The sequence below is a fragment of the uncultured Gimesia sp. genome (assembly GCF_937919775.1).
GTDB lineage: Bacteria > Planctomycetota > Planctomycetia > Planctomycetales > Planctomycetaceae > Gimesia.
In genome coordinates this window covers 1-18,299 of record NZ_CALFPF010000152.1, presented here as the reverse complement: position 1 = coordinate 18,299, position 18,299 = coordinate 1, and the positions used below count along the sequence as shown (strand labels likewise).

At 51.2% G+C, this 18,299-nt stretch carries 9 protein-coding genes and 1 pseudogene; 7 read left to right on the top strand and 3 right to left on the bottom strand.

The window, feature by feature from the left end:
• The first annotated feature begins 386 nt into the window (after positions 1-386).
• The 3 genes from Q0294_RS04110 to Q0294_RS04100 are packed head-to-tail and all read left to right on the top strand — an operon-like array spanning position 387 to position 8,455.
• The gene (locus Q0294_RS04110) at positions 387-3,743 is read left to right on the top strand and encodes a PD-(D/E)XK nuclease family protein (RefSeq protein ID WP_299461204.1); all 3,357 of its coding nucleotides are present in this window, start codon (positions 387-389) and stop codon (positions 3,741-3,743) included.
• Between the two features lie 9 nt (positions 3,744-3,752).
• Entirely contained in the window at positions 3,753-7,274 is a 3,522-nt protein-coding gene (locus tag Q0294_RS04105; RefSeq protein ID WP_299461202.1) for an exodeoxyribonuclease V subunit beta, read from the top strand.
• Positions 7,275-7,282: 8 nt separating this feature from the next.
• On the top strand, positions 7,283-8,455 hold the full coding sequence (locus tag Q0294_RS04100) for a class I SAM-dependent methyltransferase (protein WP_299461200.1): 1,173 nt from the start codon (positions 7,283-7,285) through the stop codon (positions 8,453-8,455).
• Between the two features lie 101 nt (positions 8,456-8,556).
• On the opposite strand, the gene Q0294_RS04095 is transcribed toward Q0294_RS04100, so the two are convergent.
• The gene (locus tag Q0294_RS04095; protein WP_299461198.1) at positions 8,557-9,057 is read right to left on the bottom strand and encodes a hypothetical protein; all 501 of its coding nucleotides are present in this window, start codon (positions 9,055-9,057) and stop codon (positions 8,557-8,559) included.
• Between the two features lie 394 nt (positions 9,058-9,451).
• On the opposite strand from Q0294_RS04095, the gene Q0294_RS04090 reads away from it, so the two are divergent.
• From Q0294_RS04090 to Q0294_RS04080, 3 genes are all read left to right on the top strand, one after another.
• Positions 9,452-10,651 carry a Gfo/Idh/MocA family oxidoreductase gene (locus Q0294_RS04090; RefSeq protein ID WP_299461196.1) on the top strand — a complete coding sequence of 400 codons (1,200 nt, stop codon included), beginning with the start codon at positions 9,452-9,454 and terminating at the stop codon, positions 10,649-10,651.
• Positions 10,652-10,721: 70 nt separating this feature from the next.
• On the top strand, positions 10,722-12,293 hold the full coding sequence (locus Q0294_RS04085; RefSeq protein WP_299461194.1) for a dicarboxylate/amino acid:cation symporter: 1,572 nt from the start codon (positions 10,722-10,724) through the stop codon (positions 12,291-12,293).
• A gap of 208 nt (positions 12,294-12,501) precedes the next feature.
• Positions 12,502-14,064 (top strand): GAF domain-containing SpoIIE family protein phosphatase, encoded by a 1,563-nt coding sequence (locus Q0294_RS04080; RefSeq protein WP_299461192.1) that lies wholly within the window; start codon positions 12,502-12,504, stop codon positions 14,062-14,064.
• Between the two features lie 30 nt (positions 14,065-14,094).
• On the opposite strand, the gene Q0294_RS04075 is transcribed toward Q0294_RS04080, so the two are convergent.
• Positions 14,095-15,363, bottom strand: a complete 1,269-nt coding sequence (locus Q0294_RS04075) for a hypothetical protein (protein WP_299461190.1) — start codon at positions 15,361-15,363, stop codon at positions 14,095-14,097.
• A gap of 302 nt (positions 15,364-15,665) precedes the next feature.
• Complete coding sequence (locus Q0294_RS04070; RefSeq protein WP_299461189.1) at positions 15,666-17,744, bottom strand: HEAT repeat domain-containing protein; 2,079 nt, start codon at positions 17,742-17,744, stop codon at positions 15,666-15,668.
• Positions 17,745-18,009: 265 nt separating this feature from the next.
• Here Q0294_RS04070 and Q0294_RS04065 point away from each other — a divergent pair.
• Positions 18,010-18,299 (top strand): annotated as a pseudogene (locus tag Q0294_RS04065) (hypothetical protein); the annotation flags it as partial.

The window sequence follows — 18,299 nt, the reverse complement described above, 5'->3', positions numbered from 1 at the left end:
AGCGTACACGAAGGGAGAAAACAGTAAGGAAATCATCAGGGATAGCAGTAAGTACGAGCTGATCAAGCGGAATTTTTGCATGGACGATTCCTTATGAGAAATACAGAACACAACTCAAGGCAGGCACAATTAAAATTTTCAAATGGTCGAAATGTGTTTTGTCGGGTATCAAAACGGTGAAGAACTTCATTTCCTATTCTATTAGTGTAGGCGATCAGGAAACCAGTGGCAAGATTTGCTCTGTCACCAAAATGATGAAAACGGGTTAATCCCGGAAATACCCCTGAAATTGAATTCTGGCGATCAGACGGATACATTGCATTCAGAATACATTTTCATATCGTCTTAACCGGGCTTGAGAAACCATGCAGCCGGATATTCAAATCTTGACAGGTACAGCAGGTTCCGGGAAAACGGAGCATTTGCTGGACCAGTATCGGGAGGCTCTGCAGACAGGACTTGCCCGGCATACTCCCGGAACGACACTCTGGCTCTCGCCCACGACCCGCTCTCGGCGGCAGGTTCTGGATCAATTATCGTCTGAACAGATGCCAGTTTGCTTTGCCCCGCATGTTTATACTTTTGAAGCGTTCGCCGAGGCGATTTTAAAGGCTCTGGATGAACCGATTCAGACTTTACCGGAGATTTCCAAACGGTATCTGCTGCGCAGTATTGTGGACGATCTGATCGCTACGGAAAAAATTCAGCATTTCAGTTCCATCGCGGGCACCTCCGGTTTTCTGGATCTGGTTTCCAGCTTCATATCAGAACTGAAACGGGAAGAGATCTGGCCCGAACAGTTTTCAGTGGCGTGGGAACGTCTGAATTCCGACTCGCATCAGAAGGATCGGGAGCTGGCGTTAATATACGAGCGTTATCAGATCGCCTTGCATGAGATGCGGCGTTATGACTCGGAAGGACGTTTCTGGTCTGCGCGGACTGCTTTGCAGGAGGGGCTGTGGGGGCCCTTCGGTCGATTTCATCTGATCGTGCTGGATGGCTTTGCTGACTTTACTCATACGCAGTATGAAATTCTGGAATCACTGGCCCGGCGGACCGACAAACTGCTGATCTCGCTCCCTCTGGAAAATGAGTTACGGCGGAATGACTTGTTTGCCAAATCCGTCGTCGCAAAAAACATTCTGGAAACTCGTCTGCCCGGTACGATCAAAACCATTCGCTTCGAACGGAATGAGACGCACTCTTCGCGGTGGCAGATCAGTCAGTCTTTGTTTGATAACCCGCGCGAGATCAAGCCGCTGGCCTCGGCCGATCAGATCAAGGTTCTGGCAGTCGCCGGACAGCGTAATGAACTGGAAGTGATTGCCGTCGAAGTCAAACAGCTTTTACTGCGGGGAGTCTTGCCGGAAGAAATTACGGTCGCCTTCCGTTCCACGCTGGAATACGGGAGTCTCATCGATGAAACCTTCACGGCTGCCGGGATTCCTTACTTCCTCGGTCTGGAACAGGCGTTTTCGAAATTTCCTGTGGTCCGTGCCATCTTTGCGTTTTTGCAGATTGAAATCGAAAACTGGTCCTTCGACAGCATGATGTCGATTCTGGATTCGAATTATTTTTCGCCCGATTGGCCGGAATACCGCGGGGGGGCAGCCGTTCGAAGCCTGTCACGGATATTGCGTCAACTCAAAATTGATTCCGGAAAAACCGATATCCTGAATGCGCTGGAAAAGGCCAGCCTGAAAGCGACCGAACGCAGCGTCCGATATCCGGATCAATTGAAGTGGGAACAACAACGGCAGGAAACGGAAGCCGCATATCAGCTCGCTAAACGGCTTGCCGATGCCACACAGCGATTGAGAGGCAAAGAACTCTTCGTCACCTGGATCGAAATTCTGATTTCACTGGCGAATGATTTCGGCCTGCAGAAGGTCTGGAATGGCGCTGACACGGAACATGATCCGCTTTACAAGCGAGATCAGCTTGTGTGGGATCGTTTTCAGCAACTGCTGTTTCATGCGGTCTCGCAGGTTGATCAGATTGAGCAGTTTCATCAGCGGGAAGCGGCGCCGCTGGATTTGATTGCGTTTCGCAGTCTGATGCTGGATCTGCTCGAACAGCAGACACTCTCCTTACAGCCGGAGGAAGCGGGACGGGTTTGCGTTCTGGATGCTTCACAGTTGAGGAATTTAAGCGTTCCCTATTTGCTGATCGGTGGTTTAAGCGAGGCCAGTTTTCCGCGGAGTCATCGTGAAGACTGTTTATACAGCGAGAAAGACCGGGGGGAATTGAATCAGAACGGTCTCTCGCTCAAACTGCACGCCAATCAGCAGCAGGAGGAAATGCTGCTGTTTTACGAAGTGATGACCCGGTTTTCGCAGCAGTTGATTCTGAGTTATCCGGCGATCAGTTCTACGGGGCAGCCTCTGTTTCCCAGCCCGTATCTGACCGCACTGATTGATCTGTTTGAACCCGGGGCTCTCTCGATTCAACATGTGGGAGAGTTGAATCCGCTTCCGCGTCAAGAGCAGACATTGTCAAATCGCGACTTGCGGGTGCTGGCGACCGATCAGTTGAAACGGCATCAGCCAGGTCTGTTTCTCAAGCTCCTGAATGAACCGGCGTTGCGGGGGACGGCTCTGAATATCCTGGCAGCTGCGGAAATGGCGGTCGCTCGTTTCGAGCGCGAAGGCTTCACCGAGTTCGAAGGGATCATGGTATCGCCTCAAAACAGGCAGGCCATTCGAGAACGGTTTCCGCGCGAGTACGAATTCAGTACGACGCAACTGGAATTGTATCTGTCCTGCCCTTATCAGTTTTTTACGCAGAGTGTATTGGGAATCGAGGTGCCTGAACCGCCGGAGTTGCGGACGAATCATCTGCAACGTGGAATTCACGTTCACAGTATTCTGACGAAGTTATATGAACTCCTCATCAAACAGGGGGAGAGTGAGCGATTTTACGCGGCCGATCAGATTGAATCCCTGTTTCTGGAACTGCTGGAGCAGCGCGTGTCCGATATTTTTGCGGAGACGAAGCTGCAGCAGGTGCTGCTGACGATTGAAACACAGATTTTGGAAGACTGGGCGGGTCTGTTTGCGGAACAATCCGAAACATATGGGAAACTGTTTGACGAACTCTGGGACAGTCCGCCGTCAATCGTGGGCAGAGAAGTTCCGTTTGGCAGAGTGCCGACAGAACCTGATCCCACGCAGGCACATTATCGGCATCTCACATTGGGGAGCGGGGAGCGGGAAACACGCGTTCGAGGTCAGATTGACCGCATTGATCTGGGCACGGTGAACGGCCAGAAATATTTTAACATCATCGATTACAAAACGGGTCGGGCGCTCCCTTCCGCAACGGAAATTCGTGCGGGGAAAAAAATTCAACTTGCCCTGTATCTGATTGCAGCCCGGAGGCTGGAGATGATTGATGCCGATACAGAACCGTTTCATCTGGGCTACTGGAAGGTTCAGGAGACCGGTTTTGTGATGCCATTGCGTTCCCGTAAACAACTGGTGGAACCGATTTCGGGTGAAGATCTGGAGTTGCTGGAAACCACAATGGAAGGTCTGGTGCCGCATCTGGCGGAGTTGATTCGTAATGGAATCTTTCCGGTGCAAATGGACAAGAACATTGCTCATCTCGATCCGGCGTTTCAATCTGTCTGCCGCTTCGCTCAGGTGGAAAGCTATCAAAATTCCCTGGGCAAGTATGTCGACTTGCTGCAGTATTCACAAACAGAGCAGGAATCTTCCGAGGAAACTTCCGGATCAAAGTAACGATTTATTATGCCGAGTAAGACGACATACACTGACCAGCAGGCTGCCGCTATCAATCGGCGTGAGGTTTCCATTGCGCTGTCTGCCGGCGCGGGGTGTGGAAAAACCTTTGTTCTGACACAGCGATTTTTGAAACTGATTGAGCCGGGCACGCCGCCGGACCGACTCAGTCATATCGTGGCGATTACATTCACGGAACGGGCGGCCCGCGAAATGCGGGATCGAATCCGCGAAACCTGTCTCTCACAGTTGCGCAACTGTCCCGTGGAAGAAGTCGGTCACTGGCAGACGGTGATTCGTGGACTTGACTCGGCGCGGATCAGTACTATTCACTCGTTTTGCACCTCGATCCTCCGCAGTCACGCGGTGAGTGCCCGGCTCGATCCTCATTTTGGATTACTGGAGCAGGGGACCAGTGATACGTTTTTGCGAAAAGTGGTGCGCGAGGCCGTTCACGATCTACTGAAACAGGAAAACGCAGACGGCATCCAGATGGTGTATCGGTACGGTTTGGAAAAAACATACGAATTGCTGATCGCGCTGGTTCCGCAGCAGTTTCGAATTGAATTTGATCAGTTCGCTGACATGACCGTGGAAAAACTGGCGGCCCGGTATCGGGAGTATTGGGAGAAAACCTTCATCCCCTTACAGTTGGCGGAAATTGCAAATGCGGACAGCACACAATTCCTGATCAAACTGATGAGCGAGCAATCTCCGACGAATGCGAAAATGCGAGAGCGCTTTCAGGTGCTCACATCGCGACTTCCGGAATTGACCAGCGGTTCAGAGAAGTTGCGCGGCGAGCTGCTGGAAACGTTGATCGCTCATGCAAAGGTGCAGGGGGCGGGCACGAAAAAGGATTGGGATAATGTCGACGTTTATGAACAGATCAAAGACGGGTTTACCGATCTGCGGACGGCACTGGGAAAAATATACGAAAATCTTTCGCCGGATGTCTCTCAATTTCTATTGGCTGCTGAATATAGTCTGGTCGTATTAAGAGCCACTGAATTTGTCGCGAAACGTTACCAGCAGAGCAAAGCCGAGAAAGGCTTACTGGATTTCGATGACCTGCTGTTGCAGACGCGCGATCTGTTTCGCCGTGATCTGTACGCGAAACAGCGGGCCGCCGCCGGGATTCAGTTTTTGATGGTCGATGAATTTCAGGATACGGACCCGGTACAGAGTGAGATTGTGCGTTCGCTGTGCGGCAAAGAATTACTGACGGGCAAACTTTTTCTGGTAGGCGATGCGAAACAGTCGATTTACCGTTTCCGCCGCGCTGATCCGGAAGTCTTTCATCAACTGCGTCTGGAGATTCCCGAAGCGGGGCGGTTGCCTCTGAGTACCAATTTTCGGAGTCAGCCGTCGATTCTGAATTTTACGAACTGTCTGTTTGCTTCGGCGATGGAACAGTATTACGAACCGTTATCGCCGTTTGATCTGGAACAGCACTCGCCCGGAGCCGGTATTGAATTTCTGTTTGCAGCGCCGGATGATCCGGATGTGAAAGGCGCGGATGCGGTTCGGGAGACGGAAGCCGACTGGATTGCCGCCCGTATCCGCCAGTTACTCGAAGACGAAACGCCGCGAATCTGGGCCAAAAATTCCAAAACGGGCGAACGGGAATTAAAGCGAGTCGAACCGGGAGATATCTGCATTCTGTTTCGCTCCCTGTCGAGTGTCAGCATCTATGAAAAAGCATTGCAGAAACTTGACCTGGATTATTATCTGGTTGGCGGACGTGCTTTTTACGCGCAGCAGGAAATTTACGATCTGAGTAATCTCTGCCAGTATCTGGATAATCCCGATGACGAGTTGAGTCTGCTGGGCGTATTGCGTTCGCCTTTTTTCAGCCTCTCGGATGACACGATTTATTCACTGGTCCGCAACGCAGAGAGTCTATCTGCAGCAATGCAGGTGACACCCCCGGATGAGTTACCACCGCAGCAGAAACGCCAGGTGAATTATGCGCAGAGTGTGCTGGCCGAGTTGCGATCGAAAAAAGACCGGCTGTCGCTGGCCGAGTTGCTGAATCTGGCGTTAGAAAGAACCGGTTATGATGCGGCTCTGTTGAATGAGTTTCTGGGAGATCGAAAAATAGCGAACCTGCGGAAGTTGATTGAGCTGGCTCGTAATTTTGAATCGTCGGGTCTGTTTACGCTGAAAGATTTTGTGCAGCGGATCAGAGATTCGATTCTGGAAGAAAGCAAAGAAGAGCTGGCGGCGACGCTTCCGGAAACCAGTGATGTGATTCGCCTGATGACGATTCATCAGTCCAAAGGGCTCGAATTTCCGATTGTGATTGTCGCGGATCTGGACCGCAAATCTCCGGGCGCGGGGAGTGATCCGTTTCTGCATCCTGAATGGGGGGCCTTACTGGGTCTGCCTGCGGAGCGGGGAACCGTGCCGGAGAATTATGCGTTTAAGATGCATCGTGCGCTGGAGCAAAGGGCCGATGAAGAGGAGACGGTTCGCCTGTTATATGTGGCCGTCACGCGTGCCGCCGATTATCTGATCCTTTCGGCCGGTTTACCTTACGACCGCAGATATCAGTCGCCTTGGATGAAACTTCTCGCGCGGCACTTTGATCTGACCACCGGAACTCCCGCCATCGATCCGTATCTGGGCCGGCTCTCACTGGCGTCGATTCCCGCCGCCCAAATTCCGGAGATCCGCGTGCATCATGAGCAGCCGTCATTCACATTTAAAGCGGAGAAAAAACAAAAGGAATTAAAACCGAGTCAGTTTATTCCCGCATTGGAACAGGCGGCTCCGGCAGACTTTCCGAACGCATACGGGCAACTCTTGCCTCAACGTGGTGCGCGCACGCATGTGAGTGTCTCGCTGCTGGAAGTGATTGACGCGGATCTGCAAACATCGTCTCCCCGCTGGCAGGGAGAGTTGGTTACTGATGCGTCGCTCACAGCGGAGGAAGCGACACAACTGGGGACATTAACGCATGCCGTCATTGAACGACTGGAACCGGATCGTCGCGAACGGGCCACTCAGATTATGGAGTCGGTTCTTTTCGAACAGCCGACACTGGTTCAGCAGAAGCTGCAGCCTTTGATCATGCAACAGATTTCAGCCTGGTATGATTCTGAACTCTGCGGGACACTGAGAACAGCGAAAGTGCATTACCGGGAACTCGATTTTCTGTTGCGCTGGTCCGGAAGTGAAAAAGCAGGAGCGAGCACTCCGATTACGATCACCGGGACGATTGATGCGCTGTTTCAGACGGGCGAAGGTCGATGGGTGCTGCTCGACTATAAAACCGGGTCACGCCTTGCGCAAATGACGGAAGAACAACTGATTGAAGAGTATGAATTTCAGTTGGGAGTTTATACACTGGCGGTGGAACAACTCATTGGAGGCAGGCCAGCTTCAGTCGGTCTGGCGGTGGTGCACGATACCGTCCGTTTTGTGGAATTCGATTTGAATGAGACGCGCCTGAATGAGATATGCGGAAGGCTTTCGCAAGCTGTTTCCCACTTGAATCAACCTATGCCAGCGACAGAAAGTCGTTAACAAATTCCATGTCCAGCGAGTCACTTTCCGAACTTGATTGCTTTCAGCAGCTGTATCAGTCTCCTGAGATCTTTGCATTAATTCAGCAGCATTCCGGCTCGGAATTCCATCTGCAGAATCAGTTAAGGAAAAAGTATCCGGACGATCTGGTGCGTGCTGCGTTGACCCTGGCGGAATTACGGACACGCGGTCGGGCGAAATTTTCCCAGGCCGACCAGATGTGGTTCGACCGCAAAAGCCTGGAACAGTCAACGCCGGAACTGGTATCACGCCATAAAGCAGCCCGCTTTTCCGGAACGGTTTACGATTTTTGCTGTGGCATGGGAGGCGACCTGATTGCACTGGCAAAACAGGCGACCGTCATCGGCGTAGATCTGGACCCGGTGCTGTGCCAGTTCGCGTTATGGAACAGTGAAGTGGTTGGCCTTTCTGAAAATGTCAGTGTATTGAATTCTCCCCTTGAAGAAATTCAGGACCGTGAGGGGCGTTTGCACATTGATCCCGATCGGCGGCCTCATTCGGGCGGAAAAGTCATTCGGATCGAAGATTATCTGCCGGGTCTGGAAACGTTACTGACGCTGATTCAGGAGTTCCAGGGCGGGGCCATCAAACTCAGTCCGGCCAGTAATTTTGCAGGCAAGTTTCCCGGAACCGAAGTGGAACTGATCAGTCTGAATGGCGAATGTAAAGAAGCCACCATCTGGTTTGGCGATCTGGCAGGTCAGCAGGAATATCGGGCGACTGCCATTTCGAAAACGGGCGAAGTCGAGAGTGTCGCTGGCCATCCGCTCGATGCGTTTGTGAGTATTACAGAACCGGGGGCTTATATTTACGATCCCGATCCTTCGGTTGTGCGTTCCGGTTTGCTGGATGTGGCGGCAGCCCCGCTTTTGCTGAGCCGACTCGATCCGGAAGAAGAATATCTGACATCGACCGAACCTGTCGAATCTCCCTTTTTCCGACGCTTCAAAATTCTGGCAGAGTTGTCGAACAATGAACGCGAGATCCGAAAGTATTTTCGGACTGCGTCTTTCGGGCAACTGGAAATCAAATGTCGGCGGATTCCCGTTGCGATTGAAAGCCTGCGTCGCAAATTGTCTTTGAAAGGGGATGCAGCGGGAGTTTTAATTATCGCCCGCCTGCAGGGAAAAGCCCGCGCTTTGATTTGTGAACGCGAGTAAGCTCGTCGTTTGCTTCCTGTCCCCGGCATCAATAAAAAACGGGAGCCATTACTGACTCCCGTTTGATTCATTATGAAACTTCAGGTTTGTTCCACTCTCGATTACTGTGCCTGTCGAAACTGGAATTTATCCATGGGCAGCAACTGTTGTGGAGCCCCCGGTGTGGTATTAAACACGAAGGAGAAGGCGTAGCAGATTACCATGCCTGACGACATTTCTGCGACATATAATCCGCCGTCTGCAAACTGGGCACGTCCTTGCGCGGGTAAATTGACATCACCCGAAACGATGACGTAATGTGGTTTCGCAGTAGGATCGACGCTAAAGTCGGCTGCCAGATTCCGAAAATAGGCATGGGTAAATTTGCCCGTACGCGAGTTCAAAACAGCGCCCTGCAGACGCCCAGTCAGGAAGTCGAGTACGAAAACTCCTTCCGCATTCCCACTTCGAGTCGGCACGGTTGTAATTGCAAACCGATCGCCGTCGCGGTCTGTTGCGACTGCGAATGCAGGTTCATGCGGCCAGAAATAGGACATGCACATGCCGCAGATTACGCCGACAGCCAGCCACAAGAATGAACGTTTCCCATTTAGATTTTTCACCACAAATGCCTCCGAGTGTTCTTTGTAACCAGGTAGAGCGTGTGCTTGAGCACAGCCTACGATTTGATAGCAGTCAAGAAGTTGAAGTTCAAACACGGTGTGTGCTCGATTCGGTCTGAACAGAGACCGACAGTATTATTGTACACAAAAACTTCGAATGCTGCCAGACTTGATTCTAAAGGAAAAAAAGGTTGTTTCCGGGCTGGAAAATGATTGTTTTTTGCCGGGATTTCGCTCTGGAATTCACATTGGTTGTAATTCCGATCGAGCAAAAGTATGCTGCTTTGTACGTAACTGCCCTCAGGACTGGTCAGATTCAACATCGCGCTGCTCAACTCTAACTCGACTGTTCGTACGGGTATAGAATGAATCATCAAGGGGAAGGAATTCAACAATGGAAACAATGAACGGTCAACTCAATCGTAAATTGCGGATGGCTCTTGTGGGGGGAGGACAGGGTTCGTTTATCGGTCGGGTGCATTCCATTGCCGCCTGTCTGGATAATCGTGCAGAGCTGGTGGCAGGCGCCCTGTCTTCGAATCCGGAAAAGGCGAAAGCATCAGCGCCCGCCTATGATATCAAGCCGGACCGCGCCTACGGTTCCATTGAAGAGCTGGTCGAAAAGGAGTCAGCACTGCCCGAAGACCAGCGGATTGATTTTATCAGCATTGCGACCCCCAACTTTACTCACTTTTCGATCGCCAAAACGGCTGTGGAAGCAGGCTTCAACGTGATCTGCGATAAGCCGATGACGTTCGATCTCGCGCAGGCGGAAGAATTGAAGTCACTGGTTGAAAAATCAGGTGTTGTGTTCGCCGTCAGCCATAATTACACCGGTTATCCCCTCGTGCGCATGGCGCGGGAAATGATTCTGAATGGCGAACTGGGTGAGATTCAGGCCGTGCGCTCCAATTACATTCAAGGCTGGTTGCGATCCCGTCTGGAAGAGGAAGATCAGAAACAGGCTGCCTGGCGGACCGATCCTGCCAAATCGGGCGCAGCGGGTGCGTTTGGTGATATTGCCACACATGCCTACAACCTGGGCCGTTATATGACGGGGCTGCTTCCGGCGGAAATTTCCTGCAATTTGAAGATCTTTGCACCGGGACGTCAGCTTGATGATTATGGTCACGCCGTCATTCGATTTCAAAATGGTGCTTTAGGAACGGTCACGGCCAGCCAGATTTCACACGGTCGTGAAAATGATCTGTTTATTGAGATTGATGGAACAAAAGGGGCGCTGGCCTGGCGGCAGGAAGAACCGAATCAGATGATCATCCGCCGCAACGGTCAGCCGCATGCCGTTTATACGCGCGATCCGAATGCCCCGTTCATGAATGAATCAGGGGCTGCCGCTTGTCGTTTGCCTGCCGGCCACCCCGAGGCATTCTTCGAAGCATTCGCGAATATTTATCGTAGTGCCTTTGATGCGATGATCAATCGAATTACCGGGCTGCCTTTCGAACCGAAGAACACGATATATCCCAACGTGTATGATGGTGTAGAGGGAATGTTCTTTATCCAGCAATCGGTTGCCAGCAGTCATGAAAATGGTGCCTGGCTTCCGTTTCAATGTGAAAGCGCCCGCAGTTGATGTGAAACCGCGTAAATCGCGCGATCTCATTCAGGTACATTTATAAAGAGAATCGGGAAGCGGGTGTTTCATGAGGAACCTTCCACTACATTATCAAATTCTCATTGCTTTGATTGCAGGGACCATTCTCGGTTTTCTTTTTAATCCTGGCGAAATTGTTCTTGAGAACCTTTCGTTAACCATCAGCCGATCTGAATCAGGCTATCAGGTGATCGAAGAGCCTGTGGAGCAGGATCCGAAAACATTCCCGTTCAAGGACCGTGCTGAATTGCTGGCGCGTTATCCCGAACTGAAGAGTGTTTTCGGCGAAGGAGATCTCGCACAACCGGTGACCGTAGAAGTGACCCGGCGGTCGCTCCACATTGTTGATACTGCAAAACAGGTTGAACTCAACTACCAGCGGAGCGTGGATCGGAAGATCATCGTTTCCTCATATACTGCGGCCAGTGGTGAGGAACTCGCTAAAAAATATCCGCAGTGGGCAGCCGACTATCAGACATATGGCACTGGCATTTCGCAAAAGGTGATGGCGATTTCCAAATGGGTTGGCGATTTGTTTTTGCGGCTGTTGAAAATGATTACCATTCCCCTGATCGTGACTTCCTTAATCACAGGCATTGCAAGTCTGGGAAATGCGACTCGATTCGGGGCACTGTTTTCCCGCACGATTCTGTATTATCTTTCGACGAGTCTGCTTGCCATTTTTACGGGGATTTTTGTCGTGAACCTGATCCGCCCCGGAATTGGCGCGGTTCTGCCGGGAGGCAGCGGCAGTCTCTCTTCAGGCAGGGAATCTGTGGGGTCCATCTTTCTGGATATGATCGATCGTCTCATTCCTACAAACATCATCCATTCGTTAGGGGAAGGGGAGTTCCTGTCGATTATTTCGTTTAGCATGCTGACCGGAATATTCATTATTCTCGTCGGCGGTAAACATGCCAAAGTGCTGACCGATATTTTTCAGGCCGGCTTTGAAGTCATGATGCGGATGACGATGTTTATTATCAGCCTGGCTCCGATTGGAGTGCTGGCATTTATGGTGTATGCCGTTTCGTCACAGGGACTCGAAATTTTTAAGACTCTGGCCTGGTACATGGTGGCGGTTTTCCTGGCTTTATTGATCCATGCGGTGGTGATATTACCTTGCCTCCTGAAATTTGTGGCACATCGTTCACCACTTGAGTTTGCACGCGCGATGAGCCCGGCGTTGATGACTGCTTTCTCGACCGCTTCTTCGAATGGTACGCTTCCGTTAACAATGAGCTGTGTGGAAGAAAATGCGAAGATTTCCAACGAGGTCAGTTCGTTTGTGCTGCCGTTGGGGGCGACGGTGAATATGGATGGCACCGCTTTATATGAAGCGGTCGCCGTGCTGTTTATTGCGCAGGCTTACACAGGTGTGGTCATGCCGCTGTCGGATCAATTGCTGGTTGCGATTACGGCTTTGCTGGCCAGCATCGGTGCTGCCGGTATTCCGCATGCGGGTCTGGTGATGATGGCGATTGTTTTACAGGCGGTCGGCCTGCCTCTTGAGGCGCAGGGCGTCATCATTGCGGTGGACCGGGTGCTCGATATGTGTCGCACTTCCGTCAATGTCTGGAGCGACGCCTGTGGCTGTGCAGTGATCGAACGTTACCGCTAGGGATCTGTGATGTTCGATTTGTGCTTCTAAGTTAACACGAAGCTGCGAAAATCGAGGCTCAGTGAGGATATTCCGGGGTATAACCGTTCCAACCGTCACAATCAGGCTCGGGGGTATTTTGCCAGTCCTGCACTGTCGATAGAAGAAAACAGGGCAATCCGCTCGCGATTTCGCATTTTCTGTATTGGCGTCTCTTGGATCAGGTGAAATGGAACAGACTCTCACCAAACCTCTGGAATGGATTCACAGCACCTGTGATCAGTTTACGGAAATCACTGGATGGCCGATGCGATTTACGCCTGCCAAACCGGGAGAACGAAAATCGCTGGAAGCAGAGCTGTGTCAGAGTGAGAAATACTGCTGGTATGAATCGATTTCAGATGGCAAACGATGTCTGGGTTACCTCTATCTGACTCTTCCTGAAGAATCGGCTAACGATCATTTATTTGTAACCGCCATTAAGTTTGCGGAACTGGTGGGGGGACTGATTTCCCGCATCGAAACCATGAGTTCGTCGCTGGAAGTGAAAAGTAAAGAAGTCACCACGCTGATGGATGTCGGGCTCTCGGTTACCAGGCAGGAAGGCTTGCAGGACGCCTTGCAAAAATTGCTGGAGGCGGCTTTGCAACTGACCGGACTCCGCTCTGCCGGCTTCTTTTTGCTGAATTCCGAATCGAATCAGTTATCCCTCAGGGTTCAGTATTCGCTGTCACCGTTCGAGATCCCCTTTCATCGCAGAAAGTTATCAGAATCTCCTCCCGATCTGGAAGCATTTTCCGAAGAAGGGGTGATGATCAATCGGCAGGAGTCCCCGCACCTGTCCCGCTGGCTTCCGGAAGGTTGTTTGACGGGAATCTGTGTCTCGGTGCAATCCGATTCCGGGCCGTTTGGAACGCTCTGGGCATTTGACCGACGTGCCCGTCACCTGAAAGACCGGGATATCCACGTATTGAAATCAATTGGCGCCCAGGTGAGTACCATTCTGGAGAGAGCCGTATTAATTAAGGAAAGCCAGAATCAGATTCGCCTGAAAAAAGAACTCAAGGTGATCTCCGAATCGTTTCCGGCTGAGCTTGCCCATGATTCCTCTCACGATCGTGCCTTTCAGGCTGCCGTCCAGACAATCAGCCATCATGAAGTCGGGGGTGATTTATGCGAATTCGTCACGCTGGCACCACATATCACCTGTTTTGCACTGGGTGATGCATCGGGCGACAGCATTCCCGCTGCGGTGGTCATGGCGTCGGTCAGGGGAGCGTTACGTACGCTGACAGAAGGACCGATTGAACAGGCCAAAGACACGCGATTTGTTATCGGCCGGATTAATACTTCCTTATATCACACGTCGCTGCCGCATCAGTTTATGAGTATGGTTTATGGTGTGATCGATACGCAGAATCGCACTTTTACCTACACAAACGCAGGGCATCCTGCTCCATTCTGGGTGCATAAAGGAAAAATCACCAGTTTGATTTCCCACGGGATGTTACTGGGAGTTGCGGAAAAGAACGATTACGACTATTCCGTGATCCCCATTTGCACGAATGATATGGTTGTGGGTTTCAGCGATGGCATCAGCGAGGCCATGAGCAGTGAACGAAAAATGTTTCGCTCGGATGGAATCATGAAAGTCCTCGCGAATCACACCGAAGATACTGCTGAAGAAGTGATGCAGGGAATCTGGACCAAATTGCAGAAACATCTGGAAGGCGGAAATGATGGGGATGACCGAACGCTGATGGTAATTAAGTTTGCCCACAACGTTGATTGATTCGATTCAGAAAAACGCACCGGAATCGCGCTAACCGACGATTCGAAATTTCGGACGCTCTCCGCCGGGACGTGAACCTGTCTCATCGGACCATTCTTGCGGTGCTTCATCAATAATTTCAATATTCGAATCGTGGTCTGTGGTCCGCGACAATTTCAAAACCGGTTTGCTGGTGATGGTTTTTTCGGAAGCATTGTTTTTCAGTGATGGCTGTTGAATCCAGCGATTGATGCGTAATACCTGCGAGCGGGGCGCCATAATGGGGAAATGCGAGCAGCGGAAACTGTTTTGCATTTCGTTCTGCCACATGTCTGCTAATTGAGTACCGAGTAAGGAGAGGTTCAGATGCGACTCTCCGTCGTGAATTGACTGTTGAATCATACGGGTAATTAACGCCGTTACGGTTTCCTGGGGAACATTACTCCGATGGCCTATCGCCAGGTAGTCTGTTCCTGCGGCGTGCTGCAATCCATAGGCACAAGCGGCCAGAGAATGATTGATAAACAGCGCATCGATCCGCGCCATGCCTGAACGGACTGCAGGGCCATGAATATCCCGCAGGAAGGCCAGCTTTCTACTTTGTGAATCGTGGCCGCCGGCGAGCGTGGTCTGGTTGCCGAGGGTGAAATTCATCTGTTCAAATTCTGTCCAGAGATCCCAGCGCGGATTCCATCCGGGGGTCAAAGGGTCTTCCAGTCGCGATCGATAAAAGGCGAGACGCCCGGTCGCTGCTGTGATCCTTTCGGCAGTTTCAATGAGCTGTTGTGTTTCGGGTGAGCGACTGTCGAGATAGGCATACCAGCTTGTATCCAGAGTATTCACCAGCGGCAGCGCTTGCCAGAGGGCCTGACTTCCCTGAAATCCGACCGATTTAAACGCATTCGCAGTGCGTCCGTGATCATGGCCTGCCTGATCAACATACCGAAAGTCGATCAGATCCCAATCGCGTTTGGAATTTTTAAGATGCCGCATGGCTGTGACCATTGTGGCAGCGGGGTTGGAACCGATCTGGCCGTAGAAAGCACCCCAGCTATCCAGGGGATAAGTCAAAACGCGCATCGTTCCCATTTTTGTGGAGACGGGTTTCACGACCAGCGGCACAATGCCGATGATTTTGTTTCCCAGCGTGATTAACAGGACTCGTAACTTGAGCCCTTCGCCGAAGTGCGTCCAGTAATGTTCCAGCCATTCCGGAGAATGAGCGAACGTGACACCTTTGGTTTTGCCCAGGAGAGAACGCCATGCGAGCCGGACATTGTCAATGCGATCAATGTCGTTGATTTCGGCAACTGTGATCATGGTGGCTCCGGTTGTGGCAAAGACGGGAAGAGTTCAAACTTTCATGAAATACACTTTGATATGAGAAACGCAACAATCGTGCCACTGACCCGTGAGACCGCAGGACAGACCTGAATCTCGAACCGGAAATCGGTGTCGAAACGGTCTGCAACGAAAAACCGTTGGGAATATTCCAGTTACGACAGCGCTTGACCACGATTTAAGAACACACCCGAAAGATCAGGCAGTGGACCTTCTCTTTTGGATGTGGTTTTTAATCAACATGAATCTGATTCGGGTTGTGAAAAAACAACAGGCTTGAATCAGCTGCCCAGCTTTTTGAGGGCTGCTTCGGCTGCTTTTTTGACCCCTGGATCTTTGTCTTTGGTAGCGGTTTCCAGAGCCTTTTTAATTTCCGGAGTGTTGATGCCAAATTCTCCCAGACTGATGGCGGCTTCGAGGCGAGCATCAGGATTGGGATGTGCTGTCACAAGTTCTGTCATCGCGGGGGCTGCTGCTTTGGCTCTTTCAGGGCTTGGATCAATTTTGGTTAACGCCCAGAGTGTGATGGCATTTTCGTCGGCACTGTTTTTCTTAAGCTCTTGTTCCAGAATCGGAACGGTGGCTGCGGCTGCTTTTCCAAACCGGGCCAATGCATAAGTGGCAACCACGCGCAACAGGGGATTGTCGGAACTCACGTAGGGGGTGATCAGCGGAATGGCAGAAGCAGCCGGTGGTCCGATTTCTGCCAAAGCGGTGATCAGTTCAAAAACGACCCCCTGATTCTGTTCAACTTGGAGTGCCTGGGTGAGATTTGGAGTTGCTGATTTTGCCAGCGGTCCTGCGAGTGAAATGGCATTCGCTGCTTCTCTGCGGAGCAGGGGGTTTTCCTCAGCAAGAACTTTGATCAGTCCCGGTAATGCCGTCTTAACGATGGCAGGATCGGTCGGATTGGCTCTCAACATCGCCCAGGCACAGACCAGACGAAATCGTTCATCTTCGGTTGAGGTTTCAGCATATTTTTTAATCAGCGGCAGTGCTTTTTTGCTGCCGATTTTTGAGAGGGCATATACGGCGGTATTTCTGGTTTTGCCGGTACCAGTTTCCAGAAGATTCAGCAGTTCAGGCTCTGCTGAGATTGCTGCAGGGCCCATTTCTCCGAGGCTGACAATTGCCGTCTCACGAATCTCAGCATCGTCCGATTTTGTGAGTTTCAATAATTCCGGAATGGCTGTTTTTGAGGAAGCGCCGATTTCGCCCAGAACATGAATCGCCAGCAGTTTCAGACGCGAATCTTTGACTAACATTTCATTTAATGCAGGAACAGACGCCTCGCCGATGGATGCCAGGGCGGATGCGCTGGTGAGTGTTAACGAAGTGGGTCCCGCCTGCATGGCTGCTGCCAGTTGTGGAACAGCGGCTGAAGCATTCGGTCCAATTTCTCCCAGTGCGGCTGCCGCATCGAGCTGGACGTTCAATTCCGTGTCGGAAAGCAGTTTGGTTAATTCTGTGACTGCCGATTTTCCTGCTGCTCCAAAATCTCCAATCGCCAGGGCAGCCTGCGCACGTACGACGGGAGAGGAACTGGTCAGCAATTTCGTTAAGGCGGGGACCACTTCCTCTGGCTTGGCATTGATCGCTCCCAAGGCATGAGCCGCGCGCCAGACGAGGTTCTGATCTTCCGAGTTCAATAATTCCAGTAACGTGGGAATGGCTGCTGCGCCTTGAGCACCCATCTGGGCGATCACATCGCAGATTTTTTCACATCCGGAATGATGATTTTCGGAGTGCTCTTTCTTTAAAGCATCGAGTAAAGGTTTGACTGCTGGTTCACCGATTTCGGAAAGTGCGACGGCCGCATCGGAACTGACTTCATTAATGGAGACGTCAAGGCTGCTGAGTAATGCCTTGATTACCGGATCCAGATTTTCTTTATTTTCCGGATCGACAGACCAGAGCGCCCAGGCGGCAGCAACTTTGATATAGGAATTATTGCTTTCTAATAATGGTGCGATCTGTTTTGCTGCGGGCTTCGAAGCGGGACCTATGAGCCTTAAGGCTTGCAGTGCATTGAACTTCAGAATGACAGAATAACTTCGCAGGATTTTTGTCAGTTCAGGAACAGCCGGGGCGGCAGCCGGACCAATTTTTCCCAGTGCAATGATCGCTTCGCTGCGGGAAGAGACCGAACCGTCTTTCACCACGCGAATCAGCGCGGGGACTGCTGCTTTGGATACCGGGCCAAGTTTTCCCAGTTGATGTGCAGCCAATGCCTGCTTGTCTTCATTTTCACTGTCTAACTCAATAATCAGTGAATCGATGACAGGAGCTTGTGCAGAGACAAAATCGGAAGTGAATAGACAAATCCCTAAAAAGAGTCCTGCTGTTAGTAGCTGACGCATGAGCATAGTTCCTGCTAATCATCGTTGCGAATGCCATATTTTCTGAAAGGTAAAGAATTCACGTTACCTTCTCAAGAAAGACTGGCGAAATTGAAAGGAGAACATTAAACTATAATGTAATAGATATCATGATCTGAGTTCAAAAATCAAGTTATTCTGCTCAGATTCATCAGGAAAACACATAAGCCTTGCCGACACGAATCGAAAAATTCACGTCGTGGATGGTTTATTGTCAATTTATGCACAGAGGTGAGAGATGAGAACCGTGATACGCAAAATAACCCTCTCCGGATTCTGTTTGATCCCCCTGTTTTCTGCAGGGTATATGGCGCAGGCTGCTGGCCCCTTTTTCCCTCGACAAACCGTCTATAATTTCGGGGGAGGCCTCAGCCCTTCGGTCTATTATGGTGGCCGTTGGGGATACGGTGGTGGTTACTACGGGCCTTATAATGGTGGTGGTTATTATGACAACGGCGCTGCTCTCGTTCGTGCACAGGGACAAGCTCTGGAATCGCAATCCAAGGCGATGGTGAATTATCAGGAAGCGAACAGCAA

Coding starts and splice junctions, on each gene's coding strand:
- Q0294_RS04080 (WP_299461192.1), top strand. CDS start 12,502: ATGGAACAGACTCTCACCAAACCTCTGGAATGGATTCACAGCACCTGT.
- Q0294_RS04100 (WP_299461200.1), top strand. CDS start 7,283: ATGTCCAGCGAGTCACTTTCCGAACTTGATTGCTTTCAGCAGCTGTAT.
- Q0294_RS04090 (WP_299461196.1), top strand. CDS start 9,452: ATGGAAACAATGAACGGTCAACTCAATCGTAAATTGCGGATGGCTCTT.
- Q0294_RS04105 (WP_299461202.1), top strand. CDS start 3,753: ATGCCGAGTAAGACGACATACACTGACCAGCAGGCTGCCGCTATCAAT.
- Q0294_RS04075 (WP_299461190.1), bottom strand. CDS start 15,363: ATGATCACAGTTGCCGAAATCAACGACATTGATCGCATTGACAATGTC.
- Q0294_RS04070 (WP_299461189.1), bottom strand. CDS start 17,744: ATGCGTCAGCTACTAACAGCAGGACTCTTTTTAGGGATTTGTCTATTC.
- Q0294_RS04085 (WP_299461194.1), top strand. CDS start 10,722: ATGAGGAACCTTCCACTACATTATCAAATTCTCATTGCTTTGATTGCA.